Below are 26704 nucleotides of genomic sequence, written 5' to 3' on the forward strand. Positions count from 1 at the left end.
AGGGTCGTACACTAGGTAAAGTTATGCAAAAAGCGGTATTGATAACCGGCTGTTCCAGCGGGATTGGCTTGATTGCGGCGCAGGATCTGCGCAACCGCGGCTACCGGGTGCTGGCCGCCTGCCGCAAGCCGCAGGACGTGGAAAACATGCGCCAGCTCGGGCTGGAAGGCATCGAGCTGGATCTGGACGACAGCGCCAGCGTCGAGCGCGCCGCCGCCGAGGTGATCGCGCTGACCGACGGCCGGCTGTACGGTCTGTTCAATAACGGCGGTTTCGGCGTTTACGGCCCGCTCAGCCGCATTTCGCGCAGCCAGCTGGAACGGCAGTTTGCCACCAACCTGTTCGGCACCCACCAACTGACCCAGCTGCTGTTGCCGGCGATGTTGCCGCACGGCGAAGGGCGGATCATTCAGACCAGTTCGGTGATGGGCCTGGTCTCCAGCGCCGGGCGCGGCGCCTACGCCGCCAGCAAGTTCGCGCTGGAAGCCTGGTCGGACGCGCTGCGCATGGAGCTGCACGGCAGCGGCATTCAGGTCAGCCTGATCGAACCGGGGCCGATCTCCACCCACTTTAGCCAGAACGTCAACCAGGCGCAGAGCGACAAACCGGTGCACAATCCCGGCATCGCCAAGCGCCTGACGCTGCCGCCGGAGGCCATTCTGCCCAAACTGCGCCACGCGCTGGAAAGCCCGCGCGCCAAACTGCGCTATCCGGTCACCCTGCTGGCGCACGCGATGAGCGTGCTGCGCCGCATTTTGCCGGGCCGCTGTCTGGATTGGCTGCTGCGCAGCAACGCTTAATTCGCCCGACGGGGTTGAAGAATGGCGGCGCGCCCCCATCTACACCCCATGGCTCCGCACGATCAGAGAGAAAAAAGATGCTAGCTCAAGCTGTTGTTGATATTAACGAAACTAACCTGCACCAGACGCTGGAACAATCGATGTCCACACCGGTGCTGTTCTACTTCTGGTCCGAGCGCAGCCAACACTGCCTGCAGCTCACGCCGGTGCTGGACAAGCTGGCGGCGGAATACGCCGGTCAGTTCATTCTGGCCAAGGTGGACTGCGACGCCGAACAGATGATCGCCTCGCAATTCGGGCTGCGTTCTATTCCGACGGTCTACCTGTTCAAAGACGGTCAGCCGGTCGACGGCTTCCAGGGCCCGCAGCCGGAAGAAGCGATCCGCGATTTGCTGCAGCGTTTCCTGCCGAAGGAAGAAGATCTGAAACTGGCACAGGCGCAGGAGCTGCTGGCCGCCGGCAACGCCGCCGAAGCGCTGCCGCTGCTGAAAGACGCCTGGCAGAGCAGCCAACAGCGCAGCGACATCGGCCTGACGCTGGCCGAAACTCAGATCGCGCTCAGCCGCAGCGAAGACGCTGAAGCGGTGCTGGCGACCATCCCGCTGCAGGATCGCGATACCCGCTATCAAGGTCTGGTGGCGCAGATTGAATTGTTGAAGCAGGCGGCGGACACGCCGGAAATCCAACAGCTGCAACAGCAGGTGCAGCAGCAGCCGGACAACGTCGAACTGGCGGTGCAGCTGGCGCTGCAACTGCATCAGGTCGGGCGTAACGAAGAAGCGCTGGAACTGCTGATGGGGCATCTGAAGAAAGATCTGGCCGCCGCCAACGGCAGCGCGCGCAAAACCCTGATGGACATTCTGGCCGCGCTCGGCACCGGCGACGCGCTGGCCGCTAAATATCGCCGCCAGCTGTACTCCCTGCTGTACTGATATCCGTCATACCTGAAGCTGCATCCAGGCGGCAAATGTGAAAAGCCCTGGGCGCTTAGATAACTAAGCGACCAGGGCTCGAACGTGCAGCCAGCTTGAAATATGACGGGGATTAGCGATAGACCCGCACCCCGCCCTCCACGCCCGCCGGGCTGAACAACACCTGCCACAGCTGAATGTTGCGCGAACGGAACGCGCCGGCGCAGGCGTTCAGGTAATAGGTGAACATGCGTTCGAAGCGCTCGGAATAACCGCCCATCAGATCCGGCCACGCCCGTTTGAAATTCTCCAGCCAGGCCATCAGCGTGCGATCGTAATCGGCGCCAAAGTTGTGCCAATCCTCCATCACGAAACGCCCTTCGCTGGCCTCGGCGATATGCCGCACCGAAGGCAGGCAGCCGTTGGGGAAGATGTATTTGTCTATCCAGGCGTCGACGTTGAGATCGGTTTGATTGGAACCGATGGTGTGCAGCAGGAACAGACCGTCGGGCTTCAGGTTGCGCGCCGCGACGCTGAAGTAGGTCTCATAGTTTTTCGGCCCGACGTGCTCGAACATGCCGACCGACACGATGCAATCGAACTGGCGATCCAGATCGCGGTAATCCTGCAGCAAGATCTCGACGTCCAGCCCGGCGCAGCGTTCCTGCGCCAGCTTCTGCTGCTCGGCGGAAATGGTCACACCGTGCACCGAGACGCCGTAGTTTTGCGCCGCAAACTGCGCCAATCCGCCCCAGCCGCAGCCGATATCCAGCAGCGTCATGCCCGGTTTCAACTGCAGTTTTTCGCAGATCATCCTGAGCTTGGCCTGCTGCGCCTGCTCCAGCGTCTGCGCCTCTTTCCAGTAGCCGCAGGAGTATTGCATATAAGGATCGAGCATCGCCCGAAACAGGTCGTTGCCGATGTCGTAGTGCTCTTTGCCCACCTGCCAGGCGCGCTTGCGCGATTGGCGATTGAACAGCCGGGCATAGGCGATGCGCGCGATGTCGCTCAGGCTTTTCGGCAGCCGTTCATCGACGCCGGCCTGCAGAATGCGGGTGAACAGCATGTCCAGCCGTTCGCACTCCCACCAGCCGTCCATATAGCTTTCGCCGAAGCCGAGCGAGCCTTCCTGCAAAATGCGTTTGAACAGCGCCGGGTTATGCACCCGGATATCCCAGGCGCGCGGGCCGTTGATGGCGACGCCGGCTTCCGCCAACATCTCCTCCACAATGCGATACCAGCGATCGTTCTTCTGGGCGAGTTCATCAACACTGAGCGAATCCATAACAATCCTTGGCCGAAATGTCATTTCAAAAAGCATAGTCGCAAATGAAAATGACAAATTTTTGACGGTAAACACGGGGGTGTTTTTACTCTAGCCAAGGCGAGCAACATCATGAAATGAATAAAAATTATTGAAATCATGCCATTTAGGCATACTTATCCGCGCCAACGCGGGCGCGGATCAACCGAAGGCGGCTAAGGTAAAATAGAGGTGCCGGCCTGGCCCGCCAGCACCGCGTCGATATCCTGCAGGCCACCGATATGCGCCGTTCGCCCGGTGCGATCGACGAAGCGGCTGACCGCCATGATCTTCGGCCCCATGGCGCCGTCCGCCACCGCCATCGGCGCCAGCTCCTGCGTGGTGGCGCGCCGAATGGCACGCTGGCGCGGCGTGCCCCACTCCTGGTACACCGCGTCGGCATCGGTGAGGATCACCAGATGATCGGCCCCCACCTGCTCCGCCAACAGCGCCGCCGCCAGATCTTTGTCGATCACCGCTTCGCTGCCCGTCAGCCCATGCTCGCCGGCGATCATCGGGATACCGCCGCCGCCGTTGCAGATCACGATGTGCCGCTGCGACAGCAGCAGCGTGATCGCCTCGATGTCGAGGATTTTTTGCGGCGCCGGCGAAGGCACCACCCGGCGAATGTAGTTACCGTCCGCCTTCAGCGTCCAGCCGTATTTGGCCTCCAGCGCCTGCCGCTGTTCCGGCGCATACACCGGCCCGATGAACTTGCTCGGCGCCTGATAATCCGCATCCTGCGCGTCCACCAGCACCCGCGTCAGCAGCGTGGACACCGGCTGCTGCGGATGGCTGGCGCTCAGCTGCTGCGCCAGCATATAGCCGATCATGCCCTGGCTTTCGGCCACCAGAATATCCAGCGGATAGGGCGGCACATCGCGGTACGCCAGGTTCTGCAATGCCAGCAGCCCCACCTGCGGGCCGTTGCCGTGCACGATGGCGATGCGGTATTTCTGCGCCAGCTTGCCGATGGCATCGGCGATGAGGGCGATGCTCTTATACTGATTTTCCGCAGAGAGCACGGCTCCGCGCTGCAACAGGGCGTTGCCGCCCAACGCAATGACCAAGGTTTTCATGGTTTGCACCCGTAGTTGAAATCATACCGTCCCGGCCGGATCCGCGATCCGGCCCTCGTGTTCACACCGCGCGCCGCACAGTGCGTTAATCGTCGTCACCCCCAGCCACACGCCCAGCAGCGTGTCCGCTCCCGAAAAGTGCCCCAGGCTCAGCACCGCCTCCACCGCCGCCGATACGTCTTCAGGCGCCCGCAGCCCCTGCGCCAACGCATGCAGCGGCGTGGCGAACACGCCCTGCTCGGCGTAGCGCAGGTAGTGCGCGCTCACCAGAGTGGTCAGCGCGTCCAGCGGTGGCGTCTGGGCGAAAAACGGCGCCAGTCCGGCGATCCGGATTCGGCTGTCGAGGTGCGCGCTCAGCAGCAGGCCGAGCAAGGTGTCGTCGTTGCTCGGCGTCAGCCCCGGCCCCTTGCCCAACACCTGGCGCCAGTCGACCACGCCGCCCCGCAGCCAACGGGAGAACTCCCGCACCAGCCCGGCCGGTTCCGGCGTTAACGGCTGCTTCACCAATCGGCCCAGCTCGCCGTGCAACCCGCACTGCGCCGTGCAGCGCTGCAATACTGTCGTCAGCGGCCGATCGGCGATGACCGCCGGCGGCGCCAGTGCCAGATCCCGCGCCGCCGCGTCGGGCCGGACAAGGAGCGCATCCAACGTGATGCCTGCGGCGGAAAAAGCGCAGCGACGCGCGGACGGCGCCGCATCACGCACGCGGTCGAAATCCCGCGTACCGAGCTGCCAGCCCATCGGGCTCAGGCCACTGCCGGCGCGGTGCAGCGTCAGCAACTGCGCGTTTTCCGTCAGGAAATTGATCGCGTTGTTGAAGCTGCCGACGCAGCGCAGCGCGCCGTAATCCTGCGTCGCATGTCGGCTGCCGGCCAACGCGATAATGTCCATACGCGCCTCCGTTCGCTTACGCCGTGATGCCGAGCTTGTCGGCCAGCGCTTCGATCGCTTTCTCGAAGCAGCCGAGCGGTGCACGCACCGTGCCGGCACCAATTTGCCCGACGCCGGCTTCGCGGTGGGCGATGCCGGTGTTAATCAGCGGCGTGATGCCGGTTTCCACCACCCGCCGGGCATCCAGCCCCAGGCAGGCGCCCTGGAAGTCCCAGGTCGGGATCTGCAGCATCATGTTGCGCTCGAGGTAGATCTCCGCCATTTCCTCAGAGATGTCGGTGGCGGCGCTCATGCCGCCGGAAGCCCCGACGAAGCGCGTCACGCCCGGGGCCGCGACCATCGCCGCGCCGCCAATGCCGAAGGTTTCGGTGATCGCGCTGTCGCCGATGTCCGGGTTGGCGTCCGCCTGGCTGAAGCCGGAGAAGAACAGCCCTTCCGGCGTATTGACGGGGGCGGTGAACCACCGATCGCCCATGCCGCTGATCTTGATGCCGAAGTTCTTGCCGTTGCGGGTCATTACCGTGACGATGGTGCCCTGCTCAATTTCCGCTCCCGCATCCATCGCCGCCTTGCAGTAAGCCATCGCCAGATTGAGGAAGAACTGATCGGTGATGCTGAGGAATTGCATCACCTGCGCCAGCTCCGCCTTATCGCGAGGCAGCAGGCTGATCTCCGGTGCCAGCCTGCGCATCAACAGCGCCGAGGCCGCGATATTGCGCTGGTGGAATTCGTCCCCCATGCTGATCGCCTGCGCCATCAAGGCGGTCAGATCGATCCCTTCGTCCAGCGTCGCCAGCACCGCTTTCAGCACCGGGGCCAGCGAGTCGCGCATCCAGCGCAGGCGCTGCTGCACGTCCTCACCGTAGGCGCCGAAGCGCATCACTTTGCCGATGCCTTCGTTCATGTTGCAGTAGGCGTAATTGCCGTGAACGGTGTTCCTAACCACCACCATCGGCATGTGGGCCGAGGTGATACCGCCCATCGGCCCCACCGCACTCACGCTGTGGCACGGGATAAACTCGATTTCCCCCTGCTCCAGCAGCGTCAGCGCCTGCTGCTCATCCTGCGCCCAGCCTTCAAACAGGCAGGCACCGATGCAGGCGCCGCGCACCGGGCCGCTCATTTCTTGCCAGGTGACCGGCGGGCCGGCGTGCAGCAGCTTGCGCCCTTCGGCCAGCTGCGGGATCAACCGATGCGCCAGATCCACATCCTGCCAGTGCGGGCGCGCCTCGCGGATACGGGCGATAACGGCGGCGTTTGCTTGCTCAATCGTTGCGTACATAGCGGTTCCTCACTTTAATTTTTTCAAGATGTTGGCTAATCGTTGATCGCCACCGGCCACCGGCGCCCACGGGTAATGCACCACCGGGATATCGCTGGTTTGCAGGTCATCGGCGAAGCTGCGCAGCCCGGCGTTGATCACCGCGACGCCGTCCAGCAAGGCCGGCCGTTCGCGTTCAGGTGCGGGTAAGACGGGGGTAATCAGCTGATGCGCCAGCGCGACCGCCGCCGGCAGCGACGGCATTACCGCGATGCCGGCCTCCTGCAGGGTGGCGATTTGCCGCGAGCGCTGCTGCGGATCCTGTTCGGTGCCGGTGACGGTGGCGATCGCCGCCAGCGGGTGAGCCGCGCCGCGCGCCATGCGCACGTTGGCCACCTCGGCCGCCAGCGACGCCGCCGGATCGTCCTGGGCGCCGAAGCCGATCACCACGTCCAGCAGCAATACGCCGGTCTGCGGCTGCTGCGCCAGGCGGGCGATCTCTTGATTGCGCGCGGTCGGGTCAATCATCGGGTGCGGTCGCCCCTGGGTATAAAAGTCATCGCCCATGTCGATGATGCGATGACCGTCGGCCACCAGCATGGCGCCGCGCGGGTGCTCGCTATCCACCGGCAAGCGCAGTTTTTCCGCCAGCAACATCGCGCATTCGGCCGCCAGCGTGCCGCCGGCGTACAGTCCGGCGATTTTTCCGCCGGGCACCGCGGGCTGTTGCGCCGCCTGTTGCTGCACGCAGCCCAGCATCGCCGCCAGGCGCGCCGCTTCATCCAGCGTGGCGGCGAACGTGATGTTGCCATCCTGGCGCACGGCGTACTGCGCGCCGAGGAACAGCGCCACCACCGGCTTGCCGAGCGCTTTCATTTCGTCGATCACCCGCTGGCGCACTTCGGGCGCCGGCGGTTTGGACACGAACGCCAGCACAAGACTCTGCGGATCCGCCGCCAGCATACGCAGCGCGCTGATGGCGCTGATGCCGCCGATCTCCGCCGTCAAATCCCGCCCGCCGAGGCCAATGGCGTGCGAGATGCCCTGGCCTGCCAGCGTAATTTGCGAAATAAGCTCCTGAATGCCGGTGCCGGAAGCGCCGATCACGCCGATGGATCCGGCGGGCGCCACGTTGGCGAACGCCAGCGGCGCACCGGCGATGCAGGCGGTGCCGCAGTCCGGCCCCATCACGATCAGCCCGCGTTCACGCGCCTTGGTTTTCAGCGCCACTTCCTGCGCCGGGCTGACGTTGTCGGAGAACATCATCACGTTGCAGCCGTCTTCCAGCGCGCTATCCGCCAACTCCGCCGCGTATTCGCCGGCGATCGAGATCAGCGCCAGATTGGCGGCGGGCAGCTTCTGCCTGGCGGTGCGCCAGCTGCGCGCCCGCAGCAGTTTTTTGCCGCCCTGGCTCCCCTGCGCAATCGCCTTGAGCGCCGTCTCCAGCGCCGCACCGATCTCCTCGGCGATCGTCTCGTCGGCGGACTCCGCTTTGATCGCCACGCAAATATCGTTCGGCGTCGCTTCGCTAAACTGCGGGTGCCAGAAACCGGTCACCTCCAATAAGGATTTATTGGCCGGCGTCCCCATCATGACGGATATTTCCTCGACCTTGGGAGATTCACTGAGTTTGCGGGAGATCAACATCAGGCTGACGGAATCCTGAAAGCTCCCCTTTTTAATAAAAGCATGGATCATGGTGATATCCTTAAGACAGCATTTAATAATATCGGCAATATTTCCCGCACCGGCGGCACGGCGATGCATTGAATCCAGCGAAAAGGTTAATTATCAAGCTACAAATTAAAATCACGCCCTGAGGTGAGTACGGTCACACTTTATCTATTGTTAGAAAAAATAACTTAATCACCTGAATATTAATTAATCCAGACGGGAAAAATCATTTATAAAAAAACTTCTAACAATGGCAATTTAATTCAACGAATTTTTAATCCAATCGGATAAAACGCATCTGGATCACATTATTCCCCCCCGGTATTTATACATTACAACGCAGAGGCGAATTAAATAAACCGTAGTGATAAAAGGACTGTATATGAAGGTCTCTAAACAACAATTACATCAGCTTATCCAGCAAAAAATTCACGCTGCCGGCCTGAGCCAGGAACACGCCGGCATCGTCGCCGATGTGCTGGTTCATGCCGATGCGCGCGGCATCCACTCCCACGGCGCGGTCAGGGTCGAATACTATTCCGAACGCATCAGTAAAGGCGGCACCAACAATCACCCGCATTTCACCTTTGAAAAAACCGGCCCCTGCAGCGCCATTTTCGACGGCGACAATGGCGCCGGGCACGTGGCGGCCAAGCTGAGCATGGATCGCGCCATCGAGATGGCGAAAGAGAACGGCGTGGCGGTGGTGGGCGTGCGCCGCATCGGCCACAGCGGGGCGCTGTCGTACTTCGTGCAGCAGGCGGCGCGCGCCGGCATGGTCGGCATTTCGCTGTGCCAGTCCGATCCGATGGTGGTGCCGTACGGCGGCGCCGAAGTCTACTACGGCACCAACCCCATCGCCTTCTCCGCGCCGGGCGAAGGCGACGAGCTGATCACCTTCGATATGGCCACCACCGTGCAGGCCTGGGGCAAAGTGCTGGACGCCCGTTCGCGCAACGCCGCCATTCCCGACACCTGGGCGGTGGACGCCGAGGGCAAGCACACCACCGATCCGTTCGCCGTCAGCGGGCTGCTGCCGATCGCCGGGCCGAAAGGCTACGGCCTGATGATGATGGTCGACGTGCTGTCGGGCATTTTGCTCGGCCTGCCGTTCGGCAAACACGTCAGCTCGATGTATCACGATCTCAGCGCCGGCCGGGAATTGGGCCAATTGCATATCGTGCTGAACCCGGGTTATTTCACCAACGAATCCGCATTCCGTAAAAATATCAGTCAGGTCATGAAAGAATTGAATGCAGTTAAACCGGCGCCGGGCGTCAGCAAAGTGCTTTACCCGGGGCAGAATAGCCATGCGCGTGAAATGGAAAGCGAGAAAAACGGTATCGAAATCGTCGACGATATTTATCAATACTTAATTTCAAATGCTATTTACCAGCGTTCTTACGACCATAAAGATCCCTTCGCCAGTTAACGCACTCTTATTATCGTGGGCTTTTTGCGCCGCGGCTCGCGGTTGATATGTCAGAGCCGGGGAGAAAAAGAAAACCTTCATCAGCGCGCTCAGCGCAATAGGTCGGCCGGCGGCGAATATCATCCGCCCTGGCCGCATCGCCGCTGAGACACAACATGCGGGCAGGTAAACATGAAAGACTTCCAACAAGAAATCCGTGATATTTCCGGCTGGTTATCGAAAATCGGCGCCGACCCCAGCGGCGGCATGACGCGTTTGCTTTATACCCCGGAATGGATCGAAGCGCAGCACGCGTTGAAAAACGCCTTCGAGACCGCCGGGCTGAACACCCATTTTGATGCGGTCGGCAACCTGTTCGGTCGGCTGGAGGGCAGCAAATACCCCGACCAGGTGATTCTCTCCGGTTCGCACATCGACACGGTGGTCAACGGCGGCAACCTCGACGGCCAGTTCGGCATCGAAGCCGCCTTCATGGCGATCAAACACCTCAAGGACACCTACGGCCCGCCGCTGCGCAGCCTGGAAGTCATCGCGCTGGCGGAAGAAGAAGGCAGCCGCTTTCCCTATGTGTTCTGGGGCAGCAAGAACATCGTCGGCCTGGCCCGGCGGGAAGACGTGCAGCACATTACGGACGCCAAGGGCGTCGGCTTCGTCAACGCCATGCGCGACGCCGGCTTCGATTTCCCTCCGCCGCATCAGCCGCTGCGCAGCGACATCGCGGCCTTCGTCGAGATCCACATCGAGCAGGGCAAGGTGCTGGAAACCGAAGGCAAAACCATCGGCGTGGTGACCAGCATCGTCGGCCAACGACGCTATGACGTGCGGCTGCAGGGCGAAGCCAACCACGCCGGCACCACCCCGATGAGCTACCGCCGGGATACCGTGCACGCCTTCAGCCGCATCTGCTGCGAATCGATCGCCAAGGCGCGCGCCGAAGGCGATCCGCTGGTGCTGACCTTCGGCAAGGTGGAGCCGAAGCCAAACACCGTCAACGTGGTGCCGGGCTTCACCCACTTCACCCTCGACTGCCGCCACACCGACCAAGCCGCGCTGCTGCGCTTCACGCAGGAGATCGAGCAGGATATCCAGCGCATCTGCGCCGAGATGGGCATCGAGGTCGAGATCGATCTGTGGATGGACGAAGCGCCGATCCCGATGAACGAACAGCTGGTGGCCTGCGTCAGCCGCCTGTGCGAAACGCAGCGGCTGAATTACCGCATGATGCACAGCGGCGCCGGGCACGACTCGCAAATCTTCGCCCCGCGCGTGCCGACGGTGATGATGTTCGTGCCGAGCATCGCCGGCATCAGCCATAACCCTGCGGAAAAAACCGCCGTCGCCGATCTGAACGAAGGGGTGAAAATCCTGGCGCAGACGCTGTATCAGCTGGCCTACACCGAACAGGGGGCCGAGGCATGAGCAACGACATCGACCCGCGCTACTGGAAAAAGATCGTCGTCGTGCTCTGTCTGGGCTGGGCGGTGATCTGGATCTACCGCACCGTCCTGACGCCGATCTTCCCCGAGATCCAACAGACCATCGGCGCGCACTCCAATGCGGAAATGGGGCTGATCGCCAGCTTCTACTTCTTCGCCTATACCGGGATGCAGATCCCGGCGGGCATCCTGGTGGACAAATTCGGCAAGAAGGTGGTGCTGATCCCGGGCTTCTGCCTGTTCATCATCGCCACGCTGCTGATCGGCAACGCCACCAGCCTGACCATGGTCTATGCCGGCAGCCTGCTGGCGGGCATGGGCTGCGGCTCTTATTACGGCTCGGCTTACTCCCTGTCGTCGGAGAATATCCCGCTGGAACGCCGTGGCCTGGCGACCGCGGTGATCAACAGCGGCTCGGCGCTCGGCATGGCGATCGGCCTGATCGCCTCCAGCCTGCTGGTGAAAAGCTTCAACATGAACTGGCAGATCATGCTGTTCATCATCACCGGCCTGCTGGTGGTGATGACGCTGGTGTTCGCCGTGGTCATCAAAGGCTCGCAGCCCCAAGCCCCGGTGGCCGTCAGCCAGACCGTTGCGCCGACGGCGATCGCGCCCGAAGAGGACGGCCAGGCCAGCGGCCTGTTCAGCCTCCGCATGATCTCCGCCTACGCGATGTACTTCGCCACCTGCTACGGCTACTACATGATAGTCACCTGGCTACCCTCGTTCCTGCAGCAGGAGCGCGGCTTTGAAGGGGTGGCCATCGGCTTCTCCTCCGCCCTGGTGGCATTCGCCTCGGTGCCGGGCGCGCTGTTCTTCAGCCGCATGTCCGACCGTTTCCGTAACAAGAAGGTGCAGCTGATCATTTTCCTCGAGCTGTGCGCGGCGGTGATGCTGGTCTGCACCGTCATTTCGCCGGACTCCACCATGCTGCTGATCAGCCTGATCCTGTACGGGTTGCTGGGTAAGCTGGCGGTCGATCCGATCATGATCTCCTTCGTCGCCGACAACGCGCCGAAGAAAGGCTATGGCACCAGCTTCGGCGTGTTCAACTTCTTCGGCATGTCCTCGTCGGTGATCGCCCCCTTCCTCACCGGCGTGATCTCCGACAGCACCGGCTCCAAGGTGATGGGCTTTTACATCTCCGCCGCCATCCTGCTGGTGGGCACCGCCATTTTCTTCACTGTCAACGTCTTGATGAAACGCACTACGCCAACCCGAACGGCCACCGAGGCCTGACGGCGCTTTTTTACCGGGCGCCGCCGCGGCGCCCTTTCAACGATCAGGAGAATCAACGTGGGTTACTTCAACAATCAAACCGGTTATCCAACCGACATTCTGTCAACGCGCGCCATCATCAAACGCGGCAACTATGCGCTGATCCCGCCGAACGGCCTGGTGCGCAACGTCATTCCCGGTTTTGAAAACTGCGACGTCACCATCTTGTCGACGCCGAAACTGGGTGCCACTTTCGTCGATTATCTGGTGACGCTGCACGACTGCGGCCGCAACACCAAAGGCTTTGGCGGCGAAGAGCTCGAAACCTTCGTGTACGTCATCGACGGTGTCATCACCGCTTCCGCCGACGCCACCGACTACCCACTGACCGCCGGCGGCTACCTTTACTGCCCGGCGGGCGTCACGATGCGGTTGGAAAACGCCAACGGCGGCCAATCCAGCCGCCTGTTCCTCTACAAGCGCCGCTATCAGCGCATCAAGGGTTACGAGGCGCACGTGGTCAGCAACAACGTCGCCAACCTGGAGCAGATCCACTACGAGGGCATGAGCGAGGTGATCCTGCAGGATCTGCTGCCGAAAGATCTGGGCTTCGACATGAACATGCACATCCTCTCCTTCGCCCCCGGCGCCAGCCACGGCTACATCGAGACCCACGTGCAGGAGCATGGCGCCTACATTCTCAGCGGTGCCGGCGTGTACAACCTGGACAATGAATGGATGCCGGTGAAGCAAGGCGACTACATCTTCATGGGCGCCTATGTGCAACAGGCGGGCTATGCGGTGGGCCAGGAAACCTTCAGCTACATCTACTCCAAGGACTGCAACCGCGACGTCGAGCCGTAAGCGCTTCGCCGCCAAAACCAAGGCCACCTGCTCGCGCAGCGTGGCCTTCTTTTTTATCCCAAGCGCCGGCCGATGCGCATTGCGCGGGCGACGTTGGCAGCGCTGCGCTGCAGGTTGAGTTCCCCTTGCGACAGCGCGACCTCCAGCGTACTCAGACGCGGCAGAATGCTGAACATCGCGTCGATTCCCTGCGCGTGCAGCGCCTCTGCCCCTTCCTCCACCACGCCGGCCAACGCGATAACCGGCAGGCCGCGTGCCCGCGCCAGACGAGCGACGCCGGACAGCGCCTTGCCACCCAGCGTTTGGCTGTCGATGCGCCCTTCGCCGGTGACCAGCAGATCGGCCTCCGCCAGCGCCTGCTCCAGGCCCAGCGCCGCCATCACGATCTCGATGCCCGGCTTCAGCGTTGCACCGAGGAACACCTGGCAGGCGATCCCCATGCCGCCCGCCGCCCCGCCGCCGGCGACCTGCCGCACGTCGTGGCCGGTGCTCTGGCGGATCACCTCGGCATACTGCGCCAGCCCCTGTTCCAACTGCGCCACCATCACCGCCGTCGCGCCCTTCTGCGGCCCGAACACCGCAGCAGCGCCGCGCGGTCCCACCAGCGGATTGTCTACGTCGCAGGCGACCTCAATCCGGCACTGCCGCAGGCGTGCGTCCAGCATGCTGAGATCGATTCCGCTCAGCGTCACCAGCTCGCCGCCGCCCCACGGCAGCGTCTTGCCGTCCGGGCGGTAGAAACGCCCGCCCAGCGCCTGCACCATGCCGACGCCGCCATCCACCGTGGCGCTGCCGCCGATGCCGAGGATCAGGTGGCGAATGCCCTGATCCAGCGCATGCAGGATCAGTTCGCCGGTGCCGTAGCTGGTCGCCAGCAGCGGGTTACGGCGCTCCGCCGGCGTCAGCATCAGCCCACTGGCCGCCGCCATTTCGATCACCGCCGTCTTACCGTCGCCGCTGACGCCGTAAAACGCCGCCACCCGTTCCCCCAGCGGCCCCGTGGCGGTCACGCTCACCTTGCGCCCGCCGGTGGCGGCCACCAGCGCGTCCACCGTGCCTTCGCCTCCGTCGGCGATCGGCAGGCAGACGCACTCGGCCTCGGGATAAACTTCGTGAAAGCCGCGCGCGATCGCCCGCGCCGCCCGTTCTGCGCTGACGCTTTCTTTAAATGAATCCGGTGCAATAACAATTTTCATGATGCATCCTTTATTCGAGACGAAATAAAAATGGCCATGCCTTCCCCCGCTGAAATAATCAGATGAGAAATGCATGGCAAAATAAAATAAAACTGTTGCCGACTATTTAATGAAGATGAAGGAAAGTGTTATTTATTGACCCATTTCGCCGGCACGCTGTAGGTTAATAATGCTCCCAGTATCATCATTGTCGACAAAACGCACATCGCCGCCAAATTACTGTGTGTCAGCTGTTTGAAATAGCCGATGATATAAGGCGAAATAAATCCGCCGATATTGGCGATGGAATTGATGAGCGCAATGCCCGCCGCAGCGCAGGTGCCGGTAAAAATGGCGTTCGGCAGGCTCCAGAACAGCGGCGACGGCACCAGGCTCGAGGCCACCGCCACGCACAGCGCCGCCATCACCACGTGCTTATTGTCCGGGAACAGGCCGATAAAGATCAGCGACACCGCGGCGATACAGAACGGCACGATGATGTGCCAACGCCGCTCGCGATGCTTGTCCGAACTGCGCGCGGCCACCAGCATTGCCACCACCGCCAGCATGTACGGCAGCATGGTCAGCAACCCGATATCCATCACCGAGGTCACGCCGGTGTCGCGAATGATGGTCGGTACCCAAAACGCCAGCCCGCCTTGCCCCATCACGGTACAGAAGCAAATCAGCCACATTTTGGTGAACGCGGACGACCTCAGCATGCTTTTCATCGTCCACTCCTGCCCGCCGGCGGCGCCCTGACGCGGCGCGCTCTGCACCATATCCTCCTTGATTAGCGCCTTCTCCTGCGGGCTGAGCCACTTGGCGCTCTGATAGGTATTATCCAGGAAGTAAAAAATGACGATCGCGATCAACAGCGCGCGCGGGCCGCTGATAAAGAACAGCCACTGCCAGCCGGAGAGGTTCATCAGACCGTTCATGTGCTCGATGATCCAGCCGCACAGCGGGCCGCCGAGGATGTTGCTGACCGGGATGCCGCATACGAACAGCGCCGTCATCTTGGCGCGCTGGCTGGAGGGGAACCACAGCGTCAGGTAGAGGATCACGCCGGGGTAAAAGCCGGCTTCCGCCAGCCCCAGCAGAAAACGCGCCAGGTAGAATTGCCAGGGGTTAGTGATGAAGATGCTCAGCATCGAAATCGCCCCCCACACCACCATCAGCAACGCGATGATCTTTCTGGCGCCGTAGCGGCTCAGCAGAATATTGCTGGGCACCCCGGCGATGATATAGCCGATGAAAAATACCCCGGCCCCCAGCCCGTAAACGGCTTCAGCCATCGAGACGTTGCCGTTCAGAATATCGGGCATCATTTGGAATTTCGAAAACGAAATCCCCACCCGATCGAGATAACCGACGATATAGCTCACTAATAAAATGGGCATAATGCGCCAGGCGATTTTTCGATATAAACGTTTTTTGTCAGGGGCGGTAAGAATATCTTTGTCAATAACAGCATTATCGGTTGCCATATTCAGTGTCTCCTTGGGTTGGCATCCTGCTTTTTACTTTTTATTGTGCTGAATCATTTTTTTATTGGATTGGCGGGAACCCTCTTTATTTATCATAAAGAGGGCGTTATTAATGTCGAACATCTCTGATTCTAATGATAAGCCGGCGAATGAAACGCCGGCGGGCGCCTTAGCCGGCCACCCGGTGGTTGCCCATAATTTCCAGCGCCCGCACCAGCGCGGAGTGATCCAATTCGCCGTCGCCATTGGCGGCGCAGACGTTGAACAGCTCCTGGCAGGTGGCGGTATTCGGCAGGCTGAGCGCCAGCGCCTTCGCGCCCTGCAGCGCCAGGTTGAGATCCTTCTGGTGCAGCGAGATGCGGAATCCCGGCGCGAACGCCCGTTTGATCATCCGCTCGCCGTGCACCTCCAGAATGCGCGACGAGGCGAAGCCGCCCATCAGGGCTTCACGCACCCGGGCCGGATCGGCGCCAGCGCGCGAGGCGAAGACCAGTGCCTCGGAGACCGCTTCGATGGTCAGCGCCACGATGATTTGGTTGGCGACCTTGCAAGTTTGTCCGTCGCCGTTGCCACCGATCAGCGTGATATTCTTGCCCATTAGCGCCAGCAGCGGTTGCACTCGTTCGAAGGTCGCTTCCTCGCCGCCCACCATGATGGTCAACGTGCCCTGTTTGGCGCCCACTTCACCGCCGGAAACCGGCGCGTCCAGGTACTGGGCGCCCAGCTGGTTGATGCGCTGCGCGAACCGCTTGGTCTCCAGCGGTGAAATGGAGCTCATGTCCACCACCACTTTGCCATTCAGCTTGCCGGCGGCGCAGCCGCGTTCACCAAACAGCACCTCCTCCACCTGCGGCGTATCCGGCACCATGATGAAGATCACGTCCGCCTCATCCGCCACCTGCTGCGGATCGCGGCAGGCGATGGCCCCTTGCTGTAACAGCGCCGCCGGTACCTCATGCCGGGTATGGGCATAAAGCGTATGCCCGCCCGCCAACAGCTTTTCCGCCATTGGCGCGCCCATGATGCCCAGACCGATAAATCCCACGTTCATTTTCATCTCCTCAAGACAGGTATTTTTTAATCCATGACAGGCCGCTTTCCGTGGTGGCGAGCGGTTTGTATTCGCAGCCGATCCAGCCGCGATACCCCATGCGATCCAGCTGCGCGAAGATAAACTCGCAGTTGATTTCGCCGGTGCCCGGCTCGTGCCGCCCCGGGTTGTCGGCGACCTGAATGTGGTCGATCTTCGCCAGCAGGCGCTCAAGGGTCTGCGTCAGCTCTCCCTCCATGCGCTGCATGTGGTAAAGGTCGTACTGCAGATACAGGTTGGGGCTGCCGATCGCTTCGATCAGTTCGATCGCCTGCCGGGAGGTTTGCAGGTAGAACTGCGGCATGTCGTAGCGGTTGATCGGTTCGATCAGCAGACGGATATTCTGCCGCGCCAGAGTGTCAGCGGCGTAGCGCAGGTTCTCCTTCACCCGTTCGTCGGTGGTGTGGCGGCTGACGGCGGGATCCGGATTGCCGATCAGGCAGTTGATCCGATCGCAGCCCAGCGCCTGCGCATACTCGATCGCGCGCCCGACGCCATCGCGGAACTCCGCTTCACGCCCCGGCAAACAGGCGATGCCCCGTTCGCCCGCCGCCCAGTCACCGGCCGGCAGGTTGAACAGCACCTGATTCAGGCGATGCGCCTCCAGTTCGCTGCGCAGCGCGGCGATCGGGTAGTCGTAAGGGAACATATATTCCACCGCGCTGAAGCCCTGCTCTTTCGCCCGGCGGAAGCGCTGCAGGAAATCGACTTCGGTGAACAGCATGGACAGATTGGCTGAAAATTTCGGCATGGCGAGATTCCTCAACGGTAATCAAAGAAGTTGACCGAGGTCGGTGCGTCTTCCGGCGTTGCCGCCACCGGCTCAAACTCATTGACGTTATCCAGCTCGGTACCCATGGAGATATTGGTGACGCGCTCCAGGATGATTTCCACCACCACCGGCACCCGGTGCTGCTGCATCAGTTCCTGGGCCTGACGGAACGCCGGCGCGATCTCTTCCGGTTTGAACACCCGCAGCGCCTTGCAGCCCAGCCCTTCCGCCACCTTGACGTGATCGACACCGTACTCGCCAATTTCCGCGTTGTTGATGTTTTCAAACGACAGCTGCACGCAGTAATCCATATCGAACCCGCGCTGCGCCTGGCGGATCAGCCCCAGATAGGCGTTGTTCACCAACACGTGGATATAGGGCAGCTTGAACTGCGCGCCGACCGCCAGCTCTTCAATCATAAATTGGAAATCATAGTCGCCCGACAGCGCGACCACCTTGCGCTGCGGATCGGCGGCGCATACGCCCAGCGCCGCAGGCAGCGTCCAGCCCAGCGGGCCGGCCTGGCCGGCGTTGATCCAGTGACGCGGCTCGAAAACGTGCAGCATCTGCGCGGCGGCGATCTGCGACAGCCCGATGGTGGTGACATAGCAGGCGTCACGGCCGAAGGCGCGGTTCATCTCTTCATACACCCGCTGCGGCTTGACCGGCACGTTATCGAAGTGGGTTTTGCGCAGCAGCGTTTGCTTGCGCTGCAGACAGGCGGCGCACCAGGCGTCGCGATTCGGCAACTCGCCGCGCTCGAAGCGGCGCTGCGCCGCGTCCACCAGCATTTGCAGCGCGATGCGCGCATCGGAAACGATGCCCAGATCCGGACAGATCACCCGGCCAATCTGCGTCGGCTCGATATCGATATGCACCACCTTGCGCCCGGCGGTGTACTTGTCCACCGACCCGGTGTGGCGGTTGGCCCAGCGGTTGCCGATGCCGAACACCAGATCAGAATCCAGCAGGTTGGCGTTGCCGTAGCGGTGCGAGGTCTGCAGACCCGCCATGCCCGCCATCAGCGGATGATCGTCCGGAATGGCGCCCCAGCCCATCAGCGTCGGGATCACCGGCACGTTGCAGATCTCCGCCAGTTGCTGCAGCAGATCCGCCGCATCGGCGTTGTGAATGCCGCCGCCGGCGATGATCAGCGGCTTTTTCGCCGCGCACAGCAGATCCAGCGCTTTGTCGATCTGCGCCTGCGTAGCCGCCGGCTTATAGGCCGGCAACGACGAGTAGGTGTCCGGATCGAACTCGATCTCCGCCATCTGCACATCGAAAGGCAGGTCGATCAGCACCGGGCCCGGCCGGCCGGAGCGCATCAGGTGGAACGCCTGTTGCAGCACGCGCGGCACCAGCGCCGGTTCCTGCACGGTGACCGCCATCTTGGTCACCGGCTTGGCGATCGATTCGATGTCTACCGCCTGAAAATCTTCTTTGTGCAAACGCGCGCGCGGCGCCTGGCCGGTAATGCACAGGATCGGGATCGAATCGGCGGAAGCGGAGTAAAGGCCGGTGATCATGTCGGTGCCCGCCGGGCCGGAAGTGCCGATACACACGCCGATGTTGTCGGCGGCGGCGCGGGTGTAACCTTCCGCCATGTGCGAGGCCCCTTCCACGTGCCGCGCCAGATAATGTTTGATGCCGCCGTGCCGCCGCATCGCATCGTAGAACGGGTTGATCGCCGCGCCGGGCACGCCGAACGCGGTGGTGATCCCTTCTTTTTCCAGCACGTGCATTGCCGCGTCTACCGCTCGCATAATTGCCATGTGATGCTCTCCTTAATTTATTGGAAAATTTTTCCAACTTAAAATTGCGGTCAAAAAAACCCGTTTGCTCATCAAACGGGGTGTCTTGCTCCGCGCCGGTTCAGCCCGGCGCGCGACGTTTACGCCTTGCTGCGCGATTCGCCCAGCGCGGCGCTGATGTCTCTGGCCACTTCCCCCACCAGTTCGCCCAACTCCTTGAACCGCTCCTTGCCGACCCGTGAACTGGGCCCGGAGATGGAGATGGCGGCGATCACGTTGTTGTTACGATCGAAAATCGCCGAAGCCAGGCAGTTCAGACCAAGCGCGTGCTCTTCATCATCGATGGTGTAGCCCTGCGCCAGCGACTGATGCAGATCCTTGCGCAACAGGTTCACGCTGGTCAGTGTCTTCGGCGTATAGGATTGCAGCCCCGAACGCACGATCAGATCCAGCATCTCTTCTTCCGCCAGCGGATACAGCAGCGCCTTGCCGGCGCCCGAGGCGTGCAGCGGCAAGCGGCTGCCCAGCGGCGCGCACATGCGCACCATCGCCTGACATTCGCATTGGCGAATCAGCACCGCATCAAAATTGTTGCGGATCGCCAGGTTGGCGGTCTCGCCGGACAACAGCATCAGCCGCCGCATGAACGGCCCGGCCACCGATACCACGTCGCGATCGTTCATGTAAGCGGAACCGACGGTGAACGACTGAATGCCGATATGCCACCAGCCCAGCTGTGGATCCTGAAAGACGAATTCCGATTTCTCCAGTACTTTCAATAATCTGAAGGTAGTGGACAGCGGCAGCTCCAGCTTTTCGGACAGCACGGAAACCGACGAGCTTCCCCCGGCGTTGGCCAGGTACTGGAGGATCTCCAGCCCGCGGTCCAACGCTTGCGCGCCTTTGGTGGCGCCGGCTTCGGTGGCGGGTCGTCCTTTCCTGCGTAATTCGGTCATTCAAGCTTCCTTTGTCTGTGACGGCATGGGTGACGCTATGATAAACGCCCTGCGCGGCGTGCGGCCAGCGCTATCCCAAAACTATGCGATACGGCTCCGGCAAGCGGCTAACCACGCAGTTGTCGGCGCCCGCTCGATCGATAGTGAAAAAGTCGGTGACCTTCGCATAGGCGAACAGCGGGTGATGCCAGACATTGCGATGATAGTTGATCCCCTGCTTGCCGTTGGTGATAAAAGCGCGCAGCGTGCCGACGGGGATGGTTTCGCCCGGTTCGGCGACGATCACTACGAAGCGTTCGCCGTTCATCGGCACAAAGGCCTGCGACGAGAGCGGATGCTTTTCCAACAGCGAAAAGGTCATCGGTAGCTCGCTGGGTTCCGCCCGGTTGATGCTGGCCAGCACCCGGTTGCCGTCGGATACCTCAATCTTGGCGAGGTCGTGATAACGCTCGGTTTTCCCGTCATTGATATGAAAGAAGCGCGAGCCCTCTATCTGCAATACATCGCCATAAGGCGCAAAGGCCGCCGGCGTTAATTCTTCGATGACTAAATCCATGTGATTCTCCAAAACGCATGACCCAGACGACGATTGAACGGCGATATTTCACCCAACGCCTTCACTCTAGACAGCGCGTGATGAATTTGACAGCATTTTTTTGGAAAATTTTTCCACAACAAGATCATCAGCACACTTTACGATCGAATAGACATATTAGTTGCCTTAAATCAATGAATTAAAAAAACGCCTCATTCATCATCGAGCGGAATGGGGCCGCGCACGTTCATCGCTATCGGATGATTCTGTGACCGGGATCGTGGGGTTGGGCTTTGCCGCTGCCTATCGCGCCGCAACATCAGTAGATTCTTCTCACCGATAACCGAAAAGGCGGTGTCAGCCAAGGACCCCACATGCTGGATCACGAAACCATTCGTTCGTTTATCAAAGTTGCCGAGTGCCAAAGCTTCTCGCGCGCGGCAGAATTGCTGCATAAAACCACCGCCACCATCAGCTACCGCATTAAAACGCTGGAAGAGAGCATCGGTACGCAGCTGTTTATCCGCACCACCCGCACCGTCAACCTGACGCCGGCCGGAGAGTATTTGCTGGAGCGCTGCCGCCAGTGGCACACCTGGCTGGACGCCATGCCGGGCGAACTGCGGCAAATCAACGACGGCGTAGAGCATCAGGTGAATATCGTGATCAACAACCTGCTGTACGACGCCGCCGCCGTAGCCGGGCTGTTGGCCCACCTGCACGACAAATACCCGTTCACCCAATTCCACATTTCCCGCCAGGTGTACATGGGCGTGTGGGACGCGCTGCTGAATGAGGACTGCCATCTGGCGATCGGCGCGGCGGGCAATGAATCGCTGGAAAACAGCATCAAGGTGCTACCGTTGGGCAAGATCGATTGGGTGTTCGCCATCTCGCCGACGCACCCGCTGGCCGCTGCCGCCGATCCGTTGAACGAAACGCAGCTGCGCCCTTACGCCGCGATCAACGTCGAAGATACCGCACGCCATCTGGCTAAACGCACCGCCTGGCTGCTGTCGGGCCAACAGGAGATCAAGGTGCCGGATCTGCGCACCAAGCTGGAGTGCCATCTGCGCGGCCTCGGGATCGGTTTTCTTCCGCGCCAACTGTGCCAAACTTATCTTGATAGCGGCGAGTTGGTGGCCAAGCAGCTCAAATATCCGCGCCAGCCCTCTCCCCTGTCCCTGGCCTGGTCCGACGCTCGCGGCGGCGAAGCGGTGCGTACCCTTATCAGCCTGTTCCAGACGCGGGATCCGCTGATCGCGGGTTTGGTCGGTGCCCTGGATTAAGTCGCGGTATCAGTAGGCATTTTTCCGGCGCTGTCGTAATATCTGTTTACATATGTCTGACAGGAGGTTTGCATGCTTACTTTTATTCCCATCGTGATCGTCGTCGCACTGATTGTGGTGTTCGCCGGCGTCAAAATTGTGCCGCAGGGGTTCCAATGGACGGTAGAACGCTTCGGCCGCTACACCAAGACGCTGATGCCGGGCCTGAACCTGGTGGTGCCGTTCATGGACCGCATCGGCCGCAAAATCAACATGATGGAGCAGGTGCTGGACATTCCTTCGCAGGAAGTGATTTCCCGCGATAACGCCAACGTCGCCATCGACGCGGTGTGCTTTATCCAGGTGGTCGATCCGGCGCGCGCCGCCTACGAGGTCAGCAACCTCGAACAGGCGATCGTCAACCTGACCATGACCAACTTCCGCACCGTGCTCGGCTCGATGGAGCTGGACGAAATGCTGTCGCAGCGCGACAGCATCAACAGCCGCCTGTTGCACATCGTCGATGAAGCGACCAACCCTTGGGGGGTGAAAATCACCCGTATCGAGATCCGCGACGTGCGGCCGCCGGCGGAACTGATCGCCTCGATGAACGCCCAGATGAAGGCCGAGCGCACCAAGCGCGCCGATATCCTCGAGGCGGAGGGGGTGCGTCAGGCGGCCATTCTGCGCGCCGAAGGGGAGAAGCAATCGCAGATCCTGAAGGCCGAGGGCGAGCGCCAGTCGGCGTTCCTGCAGGCGGAAGCGCGTGAACGCGCCGCCGAGGCCGAGGCGCGCGCCACCCAGTTGGTGTCCGACGCCATCGCCAGCGGCAACATTCAGGCGGTGAACTACTTCGTGGCGCAGAAATACACCGATGCGCTGCAGAAGATCGGTTCCTCCAACAACAGCAAGGTGGTGATGATGCCGCTGGACGCCAGCAGCCTGCTCGGCTCGATCGGCGGCATTACCGAACTGCTGAAAGAAAGCAAAGGCAAATAATCATGCTCGAACTGATCGCGGCGAATCCGCTGTGGTTCTGGCTCTCCCTCGGGGGCGTGTTGCTGGCGGCGGAAATGCTCGGCGCCGGCGGCTACCTGCTGTGGAGCGGCGTGGCGGCGCTGTTGGTCGGCGCCTTGATCTGGCTGCTGCCACCGCTTTCCTGGGAATGGCAAGGCGTGATCTTCGCCGTCCTGACCGTCGTCGTCGCCTATCTGTGGTGGTACTGGCTGCGTCGCCGCCCGGCGGCCGCATCCGGCGGTTCGCCGGTGCTCAACCAGCGCAACCGTCAGTTGATCGGCACCCGCGCCACGCTGACGGAGCCGATGCACAACGGCATGGGGCGCATTAATATCGGTGACAGCAGCTGGCGCGCGCAGGCGGCGGAAGATCTGCCCGCCGGCACCGAAGTGGAAGTGGTGGCGGTGGAAGGGGTCACGCTGGTGATCCGCGCCATCAGCCGTTAATTAGAACGACAACACCCCGCCAGGTTATTGATGATGGGGCACTCCGCCCCCTCGTCGCCCGGGCATTGTTCCGCCAGCGTCAACAGGCGCTGGCGCATGTTTCCCAGCTCGCTGATGTGCTTTTCGATCTCCGCCACCTTCTGCAGCGTGCGCGCCTTCACGTCGGCGCTGTGGCGGGCCGGATCGTTGAACAACGCTACCAGCTCGCGGCACTCGTCCAGGTTGAAGCCCACCTGCCGCGCCTGACGCAGCAGCGTCAGCTCGTCGACATGCTTGGCGGAATAGTGGCGGTAACCGTTGTCGCTGCGGATCGGAGCGGTAATCAACGCTTTCTCTTCGTAAAAACGAATCGTCTTGCTGGTTAAACCGGTTTTTTTCGCGACGTCGCTAATATTCACTTTCCCTCCTTGACCTTACCCTTGCTGGAAGGTTTAAGCTCCATTCTTAGTGAAAACAGGTCCGGCGGTCAACCTTTAAACACCGCCTTTACGCAAGGAGTTCAATCATGTCACACACCACTATGCTGGCATTGCAGGGGCTGTCCTGCATGAACTGCGCGCAGCGGGTGAAAAAAGCCCTGGAAAGCCGCAGCGATGTCGAACAGGCGGAGGTTAACGTCCATTACGCCAAAGTGACCGGCGAAGCGCCGGACAGCGCGCTGATCGACAGCGTGATCGCCGCCGGTTATCAGGCAGAAGTCGCGCCGCGCGCCGACACCGAATTACAGCTGAGCGGCCTGAGCTGCATGCACTGCGTCGGCAGCACCCGCAAGGCGCTGGAAGCGGTGCCGGGGGTGTTCGCCGCCGACGTCGAGATCGACAACGCGAAAGTGTACGGCGATGCCGATCCGCAGGCGCTGATCGCCGCGGTGGAACATGCCGGTTATCACGCCAGCGTGGCGGGCGCCGTCGTCCCAAAAACTGAGCCGTTGACTGACGCAACACCTTCGTTGCCGGACGTTCAGCCAGCGGCGCAGCCTTCTCTTCCGGCAACCGACAGCGCGGACGACAGCGTACAGCTGCTGCTCAGCGGCATGACCTGCGCCAGCTGCGTCAATAAGGTGCAGCAGGCGCTGCAAAGCGTTCCCGGCGTGGAGCATGCGCGCGTCAACCTGGCGGAGCGCAGCGCGCTGGTGACCGGCGCCGCCGATGCGCAGGCGCTGGTGGCGGCGGTGGAAAAAGCCGGCTACGGCGCCGAGATGATTCAGGACGAAACCGAACGCCGCGAACGTCAGCAACAGACCGCACGCGCCAACATGAAGCGCTTTAGCTGGCAGGCGGCGCTGGGGCTGGCGTTGGGTATCCCACTGATGGCCTGGGGGCTGTTCGGCGGCAGCATGACGCTGACGCCGGAAACCCAGCGCCCCTGGCTGCTGGTCGGCGTCATTACCCTGGCGGTGATGGTGTTCGCCGGCGGGCACTTCTACCGCAACGCCTGGCGCGCATTGATGAACGGCAGCGCCACCATGGATACCCTGGTGGCGCTCGGCACCGGCGCCGCCTGGCTCTATTCGATCGCCGTCAACATTTGGCCCGATTTCTTCCCGATGGAGGCGCGTCACCTCTATTACGAGGCCAGCGCGATGATCATCGGTTTGATCAACCTCGGCCATGCGCTGGAACAGCGCGCCCGCCAGCGTTCTTCGCAGGCGCTGGAGCGGCTGCTCGATCTGACGCCGCCCACCGCGCGGCTGGTGACTGACGACGGCGAGCGCGATATTCCGCTGGCGGAGGTGCAGCTCGGCATGACGCTGCGGCTGACCACCGGCGATCGCGTGCCGGTCGACGGTGAAATCGTGCAGGGCGAAGTCTGGCTCGATGAAGCGATGCTGACCGGCGAAGCGGTGCCGCAGCAAAAAGGCCCCGGCGACACGGTGCATGCCGGGACGGTAGTCGACGACGGCAGCGTGCTGTTCCGCGCCGCCGCCATCGGCAGCCAAACCACGCTGGCGCGCATCATCAAACTGGTGCGTCAGGCGCAGAGCAGTAAACCGGCGATTGGCCAACTGGCCGACCGCGTCTCGGCGGTGTTCGTGCCGGCGGTGGTGGCGATCGCCCTGTTCAGCGCGGCGGTGTGGTACTTCTTTGGTCCGCAGCCGCAGCTGGTCTATACGCTGGTGATCGCCACCACGGTGCTGATCATCGCCTGCCCATGTGCGTTAGGATTGGCGACGCCGATGTCGATCATCTCCGGCGTGGGCCGCGCGGCGGAATTCGGCGTGCTGGTGCGCGACGCCGACGCCCTGCAGCAGGCCAGCCAGTTGGATACCCTGGTGTTCGATAAAACCGGCACCCTGACCGAAGGGAAACCGCAGGTGGTGGAGATCCTGACCTTCAATCAGGTCAGCGAACAGCAGGCGCTCGGCTGGGCCGCCGCGCTGGAACAAGGCTCCAATCACCCGCTGGCGCGCGCCATCATGGAACGCGCCGCCGGGCAAACGCTGCCGCAGGTGGCGCAGTTCCGCACCCTGCGCGGCGCCGGCGTCAGCGGGGAGATCGATGGCGTGCAGGTGCTGCTGGGCAACGCCGCGCTGCTGAAACAACATCAGGTCGCGGCCGACGAACTGGAGGCGCCGATGCGTGCCCAGGCCGAACGCGGCGTGACGCCGGTGCTGCTGGCCGTTGACGGTAAACCGGCTGCGCTGTTCGCCATTCGCGATCCGCTGCGCGAGGACAGCGTAGCGGCGCTGCAGCGCCTGCACCAGCAGGGATATCAGCTGGTGATGCTGACCGGCGACAACCCGGTGACCGCCAACGCCATCGCCAAAGAGGCCGGTATCGATCGGGTGATTGCCGGCGTGCTGCCGGACGGCAAAGCGGCGGCGATCAAACAGCTGCAGGCGCAGGGCCAACGCGTGGCAATGGTCGGCGACGGCATCAACGACGCCCCGGCGCTGGCGCAGGCCGACGTGGGCATCGCGATGGGCGGCGGCAGCGACATCGCCATCGAGACCGCCGCCATCACCCTGATGCGTCACAGCCTGCACGGGGTGGCGGATGCGGTGGAACTGTCGAAGGCCACGCTGCGCAACATGAAGCAGAACCTGTTCGGCGCCTTTATCTACAATACGCTGGGCATTCCGATCGCCGCCGGCGTGCTCTATCCGCTGACCGGCACGCTGCTCAGCCCGGTGGTGGCGGGCGCGGCGATGGCGCTGTCGTCCATTACCGTGGTCAGCAACGCCAACCGGCTGCTGCGTTTTAAACCCAGGAAGTAAGCTCCGGGGCGTCGTCAAGGCGCCCCGCTGTTTTCCGGGCTTCCCTGCGCGGCGGATAGCGTTTAGCATGAATGACGATTTTCCCTCGCCTTGCACGCGAAAACGCGCACCCGTTATT

23 protein-coding genes are annotated in these 26704 nt (G+C 62.0%); 10 read left to right on the plus strand and 13 right to left on the minus strand.

Features of this window, described 5'->3' with window-relative positions; genetic code table 11:
* Positions 1–23 precede the first annotated feature (23 nt).
* Together J0X03_RS18230 and J0X03_RS18235 are read left to right on the plus strand one after the other, a co-directional pair.
* Positions 24–800, plus strand: a complete 777-nt coding sequence (locus J0X03_RS18230; RefSeq protein ID WP_004940195.1) for an SDR family oxidoreductase — start codon at positions 24–26, stop codon at positions 798–800.
* Between the two features lie 77 nt (positions 801–877).
* Complete coding sequence (locus tag J0X03_RS18235) at positions 878–1732, plus strand: co-chaperone YbbN (protein ID WP_033642135.1); 855 nt, start codon at positions 878–880, stop codon at positions 1730–1732.
* Positions 1733–1844: 112 nt separating this feature from the next.
* Here the strand turns inward: J0X03_RS18235 and cfa are convergent, their stop codons facing one another.
* From cfa to fdrA, 5 genes are all read right to left on the minus strand, one after another.
* Positions 1845–2996, minus strand: coding sequence for a cyclopropane fatty acyl phospholipid synthase (cfa, locus tag J0X03_RS18240; RefSeq protein WP_149542998.1), 1152 nt, complete (start codon positions 2994–2996; stop codon positions 1845–1847).
* 194 nt (positions 2997–3190) lie between these two features.
* Positions 3191–4093, minus strand: a complete 903-nt coding sequence (locus J0X03_RS18245) for a carbamate kinase (protein WP_047025725.1) — start codon at positions 4091–4093, stop codon at positions 3191–3193.
* A 21-nt stretch (positions 4094–4114) separates the two neighbouring features.
* Complete coding sequence (locus J0X03_RS18250; protein ID WP_052764897.1) at positions 4115–4984, minus strand: oxamate carbamoyltransferase subunit AllH family protein; 870 nt, start codon at positions 4982–4984, stop codon at positions 4115–4117.
* Between the two features lie 16 nt (positions 4985–5000).
* Entirely contained in the window at positions 5001–6266 is a 1266-nt protein-coding gene (locus tag J0X03_RS18255) for a YlbE family protein (RefSeq protein WP_116286602.1), read from the minus strand.
* Positions 6267–6275: 9 nt separating this feature from the next.
* On the minus strand, positions 6276–7943 hold the full coding sequence (gene fdrA / locus J0X03_RS18260; RefSeq protein ID WP_103101552.1) for an acyl-CoA synthetase FdrA: 1668 nt from the start codon (positions 7941–7943) through the stop codon (positions 6276–6278).
* Positions 7944–8301: 358 nt separating this feature from the next.
* Here fdrA and allD point away from each other — a divergent pair, with 358 nt between their 5' ends.
* From allD to allE, 4 genes are all read left to right on the plus strand, one after another.
* Positions 8302–9351 (plus strand): ureidoglycolate dehydrogenase, encoded by a 1050-nt coding sequence (gene allD / locus J0X03_RS18265; protein WP_015376901.1) that lies wholly within the window; start codon positions 8302–8304, stop codon positions 9349–9351.
* 171 nt (positions 9352–9522) lie between these two features.
* On the plus strand, positions 9523–10770 hold the full coding sequence (allC, locus tag J0X03_RS18270; protein WP_096241986.1) for an allantoate deiminase: 1248 nt from the start codon (positions 9523–9525) through the stop codon (positions 10768–10770).
* Positions 10767–12026, plus strand: a complete 1260-nt coding sequence (locus tag J0X03_RS18275; RefSeq protein WP_096241985.1) for an MFS transporter — start codon at positions 10767–10769, stop codon at positions 12024–12026. Before allC ends, J0X03_RS18275 begins: the two co-directional genes overlap by 4 nt.
* A gap of 57 nt (positions 12027–12083) precedes the next feature.
* Positions 12084–12869, plus strand: coding sequence for a (S)-ureidoglycine aminohydrolase (allE, locus tag J0X03_RS18280; RefSeq protein ID WP_160204033.1), 786 nt, complete (start codon positions 12084–12086; stop codon positions 12867–12869).
* Between the two features lie 53 nt (positions 12870–12922).
* On the opposite strand, the gene J0X03_RS18285 is transcribed toward allE, so the two are convergent.
* The 7 genes from J0X03_RS18285 to J0X03_RS18315 all read right to left on the minus strand — a co-directional run bounded on the left by J0X03_RS18285 (position 12923) and on the right by J0X03_RS18315 (position 20659).
* Entirely contained in the window at positions 12923–14065 is a 1143-nt protein-coding gene (locus J0X03_RS18285; protein ID WP_096241983.1) for a glycerate kinase, read from the minus strand.
* Between the two features lie 128 nt (positions 14066–14193).
* Positions 14194–15447 (minus strand): MFS transporter, encoded by a 1254-nt coding sequence (locus J0X03_RS18290; protein WP_230358653.1) that lies wholly within the window; start codon positions 15445–15447, stop codon positions 14194–14196.
* 256 nt (positions 15448–15703) lie between these two features.
* Complete coding sequence (gene glxR / locus J0X03_RS18295; protein WP_047025733.1) at positions 15704–16585, minus strand: 2-hydroxy-3-oxopropionate reductase; 882 nt, start codon at positions 16583–16585, stop codon at positions 15704–15706.
* A gap of 10 nt (positions 16586–16595) precedes the next feature.
* The gene (gene hyi / locus J0X03_RS18300) at positions 16596–17375 is read right to left on the minus strand and encodes a hydroxypyruvate isomerase (RefSeq protein ID WP_096241981.1); all 780 of its coding nucleotides are present in this window, start codon (positions 17373–17375) and stop codon (positions 16596–16598) included.
* 11 nt (positions 17376–17386) lie between these two features.
* On the minus strand, positions 17387–19168 hold the full coding sequence (gene gcl / locus J0X03_RS18305) for a glyoxylate carboligase (protein ID WP_160204032.1): 1782 nt from the start codon (positions 19166–19168) through the stop codon (positions 17387–17389).
* A 119-nt stretch (positions 19169–19287) separates the two neighbouring features.
* On the minus strand, positions 19288–20103 hold the full coding sequence (gene allR / locus J0X03_RS18310; RefSeq protein WP_038875050.1) for an HTH-type transcriptional repressor AllR: 816 nt from the start codon (positions 20101–20103) through the stop codon (positions 19288–19290).
* A 70-nt stretch (positions 20104–20173) separates the two neighbouring features.
* A complete protein-coding gene (locus J0X03_RS18315; RefSeq protein WP_047025736.1) occupies positions 20174–20659 on the minus strand; it encodes an ureidoglycolate lyase in 486 nt (161 codons plus the stop codon).
* Positions 20660–21012: 353 nt separating this feature from the next.
* Here J0X03_RS18315 and allS point away from each other — a divergent pair, with 353 nt between their 5' ends.
* The 3 genes from allS to J0X03_RS18330 all read left to right on the plus strand — a co-directional run bounded on the left by allS (position 21013) and on the right by J0X03_RS18330 (position 23369).
* Positions 21013–21927: an HTH-type transcriptional activator AllS gene (allS, locus tag J0X03_RS18320; RefSeq protein ID WP_096241979.1), complete on the plus strand. Its 915-nt coding sequence runs from the start codon at positions 21013–21015 to the stop codon at positions 21925–21927.
* 72 nt (positions 21928–21999) lie between these two features.
* Entirely contained in the window at positions 22000–22905 is a 906-nt protein-coding gene (locus J0X03_RS18325) for an SPFH domain-containing protein (RefSeq protein WP_004940203.1), read from the plus strand.
* Positions 22906–22907: 2 nt separating this feature from the next.
* Positions 22908–23369 (plus strand): NfeD family protein, encoded by a 462-nt coding sequence (locus J0X03_RS18330; protein WP_033642133.1) that lies wholly within the window; start codon positions 22908–22910, stop codon positions 23367–23369.
* Here J0X03_RS18330 and cueR read toward each other — a convergent pair.
* On the minus strand, positions 23366–23767 hold the full coding sequence (cueR, locus tag J0X03_RS18335; protein ID WP_033642132.1) for a Cu(I)-responsive transcriptional regulator: 402 nt from the start codon (positions 23765–23767) through the stop codon (positions 23366–23368). The two genes, J0X03_RS18330 and cueR, sit on opposite strands and share 4 nt — an antisense overlap.
* 107 nt (positions 23768–23874) lie before the next feature.
* On the opposite strand from cueR, the gene copA reads away from it, so the two are divergent.
* A complete protein-coding gene (gene copA / locus J0X03_RS18340) occupies positions 23875–26586 on the plus strand; it encodes a copper-exporting P-type ATPase CopA (RefSeq protein WP_033651123.1) in 2712 nt (903 codons plus the stop codon).
* Positions 26587–26704 lie beyond the last annotated feature (118 nt).

The organism is Serratia ureilytica (assembly GCF_017309605.1).
Taxonomy (GTDB): domain Bacteria; phylum Pseudomonadota; class Gammaproteobacteria; order Enterobacterales; family Enterobacteriaceae; genus Serratia; species Serratia ureilytica.